The sequence below is a fragment of the Nocardia nepalensis genome (assembly GCF_048910785.1).
In the GTDB taxonomy this organism is placed as follows: Bacteria; Actinomycetota; Actinomycetes; order Mycobacteriales; family Mycobacteriaceae; genus Nocardia; species Nocardia nepalensis.
Genome location: NZ_JBKBET010000046.1, coordinates 4,424 through 7,926, shown reverse-complemented (window position 1 = coordinate 7,926; position 3,503 = coordinate 4,424). Strand labels below are relative to the sequence as shown.

Genomic DNA, 3,503 nt, shown 5'->3' with positions numbered 1-3,503 from the left:
GCGGCACAAATGCTCATGTGGTGTTGGAGCAGGTTCGGGTGGAGTCGGGGCCTGATCGGGTTGGGGTGCAGTCTGTTTCGGGGGGTGGGCCGTGGTTGTTGTCGGGTCGTAGTGCGGCGGGTTTGCGGGCTCAAGCGGGGAAGTTGCGGGAGTTCCTTGCCGAGCGCCCCGACGTGGATGTGGCTGATGTGGGGTTGTCGTTGGCGACGACCCGGACGCGGTTTTCCCACCGGGGGATAGTTGTTGGTGGGGATCGGGAGCGGTTGCTTGCGGGGTTGGCTGCGCTCGCCGAAGGTGGGCCGGCGTCGAATGTCGCGACCGGCACTGAGTTGCACGGTAAGACGGTGTTCGTGTTCCCGGGGCAGGGGTCACAGTGGCTGGGGATGGGACGTGAACTGCTGGATTCCTCGCCGGTGTTCGCCGAACAGATGCAGGCGTGCGCTCAGGCGTTGAGCGAATTCGTTGACTGGTCGTTGTTGGATGTGGTTCGCGGTGTAGACGACGATGACGACGGTTCAGCGCTGGATCGTGTCGATGTGCTGCAGCCGCTGTTGTGGGCGGTAATGGTGTCCCTTGCCGAGCTGTGGCGCTCCTACGGTGTGCAGCCCGATGCCGTGGTCGGTCATTCCCAGGGCGAGATCGCGGCCGCCTATGTAGCCGGTGCGTTGTCGCTGCGGGAGTCGGCTCGCATTGTCGCATTGCGGAGTAAAGCATTGCAGCGGTTGGCAGGGCGCGGCGGGATGATGTCGCTGGGCATGGCATATCAGCAGGCAACCGAGCGGATGAATCAGTTCGCCGGGCGTTTGTCGATTGCCGCTGTCAACGGGGCCGACTCGGTCGTGGTGTCGGGTGATTCCGACGCGTTGGACACACTGCTGAGTCAATGCTCGGCGGAAGGGATTCGGGCCAGCCGGATCGCGGTGGATTACGCGTCGCATTCCGCGCAAGTGGAAGTGCTGCATGACGAGCTCGCGGCGACCCTGTCGTCGTGCAGCGCTGTCTCGAGTCGTATTCCGTTCTATTCCACGGTGACTGGCGAGCAGATCGACACCGCCGCGTTGGATGGCCAGTACTGGTACCGGAATCTGCGGCAGACGGTGCAGTTCGAATCGGCTACCTCGGCGTTGTTGTCGGCAGGACATTCGGTGTTCGTCGAGGTGAGTCCGCATCCGGTGCTGACGATCGGGGTGCAGGAAACCATCGACGCGGTCGGTGCCGATGCAGTGGCAGTGCATACGCTGGTCCGTGACCAGGGCGGGCTGGATCGGTTCAAGGCCGCAGTGGGTCGAGCACACGTGTGTGGTGTGGCCGTGGATTGGGCGACAGTCTTCGCCGGCACGGGTGCGCGACGAACACCGCTACCAACCTACGCATTCCAACGGCAACGGTTTTGGCTGGACACGGCGGCGACTGGCCATGGCGATCCGGAATGGTTGGGATTGTCGGCGACCGGTCATCCATTGGTGGGGGCAGTGGTTGGGTCTCCGGAATCCGGTGGCGTTGTCGTCACCGGCAGGCTGTCGTTGGGAACACAGCCGTGGCTGGCCGATCACGCGGTGGCCGGTGTGGTGTTGTTCCCCGGTTCAGGGTTCGTGGAGTTGGTGTTGCGGGCCGGTGACGAGGTCGGTGCGACCGCGATCCAGGAACTGACCCTGCTGGCACCGCTGGTGTTCACCGAGGACCGCAGCGTGCAGCTGCAGGTCCTCGTGGGCAGCCGGGGCGACTCGGCCGGATGGACGGTTTCGGTGTACACCCGTGACACTCAAACCGACACCGATTGGACTTTGCACGCCGAAGGCGTCCTCACCACCCAACAACCGACACCGGCATCGTCGACATCACCGGCATCGGTGGTGGATCTGGCGCAGTGGCCACCGGCCGGTGCCGAACCGGTGCAGGTCTCCGGGGTGTACGACTGGCTGACCGGACACGGCTACCAGTACGGTCCCGCGTTCCAGGGCCTGCAGTCGGCGTGGCGGCACGGCGCGGATGTCTACGCCGAGGTCGCGGTCCCCGACGAACTCGACGTCACCGGGATGGGCATCCACCCGGCCCTGCTCGACACCGCGCTGCACGCCGCCTGGGCCGCGGCCTACACCGGGGCCTCGATCGACGGGGCCGCGATCGACGATTTCGAATTGCGGTTGCCGTTCAGCTGGGGACAGGTCCGTCTCGACGCGGTGGGTGCCACCCGCCTGCGTGTTCACCTGAGCAGCAGCGCCGATGGTGCTCTGGCCGTCCGACTGGCCGACACCACCGGCATACCGGTCCTGACCGGCACGGTGAACACCCGACCGGTCACCACCGAACAGCTTCACGCCGCACTACACACCACCACTACACCGGGCACAGGCCTGCTGGAACTGACCTGGACACCACTGACCCTCGCCGACCCGACCTCTTCCCCGACCCGACTATGGACCCCGCACAACACCACAGAAACCGACAGTGCCGACGCCGGTACTGCGGATACCTCCGCTGCTGATGCGGGTGTGGTGGTGTGGGAGTTGTCCTCCGGTGTGGGGGATGTGGTGGGTTCGGTGTATGCGGCCACGCATGCGGTGCTGGCGGTGTTGCAGGACTGGTTGAGCGTGGAACGCTCGGGTGTGCTGATGGTGCTCACCCATGGCGCGGTCGCCTCGGCCGGTGAGGATGTCACCGATCTGGCTGCTGCGGCGGTGTGGGGGATGGTGCGTTCGGCGCAAGCCGAGTACCCGGGCCGGATCGTGTTGCTCGACACCGATGAAGGCGTCGATCTCGACCACGGTGTGGTGGGTGCGGTGCCACTGGCCGCGCTGGCCCAGGCCGGTGAACCCCAGCTGATGCTGCGCCACGGCATCGCCCACGGTGCCCGACTGACACCGGTGCCGGCGATGGCGGCCGTGCCGGTCGGGGATGGGCCGTGGCGGTTGGCCGCGGGCGGGACCGGCACACTGCAGGACGTGTCGCTACAGCCGTGGCCGGCGGGGCAGGCACCGTTGGAACCCGGGCAGGTGCGGATCGCGGTCCGCGCGGTGGGCGTCAACTTCCGGGATGTGTTGGTGGCGTTGGGAATGTATCCCGGCCAGAACCCGTCGTTGGGCGGTGAAGGCGCCGGAGTCGTGCTCGAGGTCGGAGCGGGCGTGACCGACCTCGCCGCCGGGGACGCGGTGTTGGGTTTGTTGGGAGTGGCCGGTTCACAGGTGGTGGTGGATCGTCGCCTGGTCGTCGCCATGCCCACCGACTGGTCGTTCGAGCAGGCCGCCGCGATACCGATCGTGTTCTTGACCGCGTTGTACGGGCTGGCGGATCTGGCCGGACTGCGCGCGGGGGAGTCGGTACTCATCCACGCCGGGACCGGCGGGGTGGGCATGGCCGCGGTGCAACTGGCCCGGCACTGGGGTGCGGAAGTCTTCGTCACCGCCAGCCGCGGTAAATGGGACACGTTGCGTGCCATGGGATTCGACGACGATCACATCGGCGATTCCCGGTCGCTGCAGTTCGCCGACCACTTCCTGTCGGTC

Annotated in this window: 1 protein-coding gene; it reads left to right on the top strand. The window is 66.5% G+C overall.

Annotation, left to right across the window (positions count from 1 at the left end):
• On the top strand, window positions 1–3,503 hold a 3,503-nt coding region (locus tag ACHQ4I_RS43220), incomplete at both ends, for an acyltransferase domain-containing protein (RefSeq protein ID WP_476445427.1).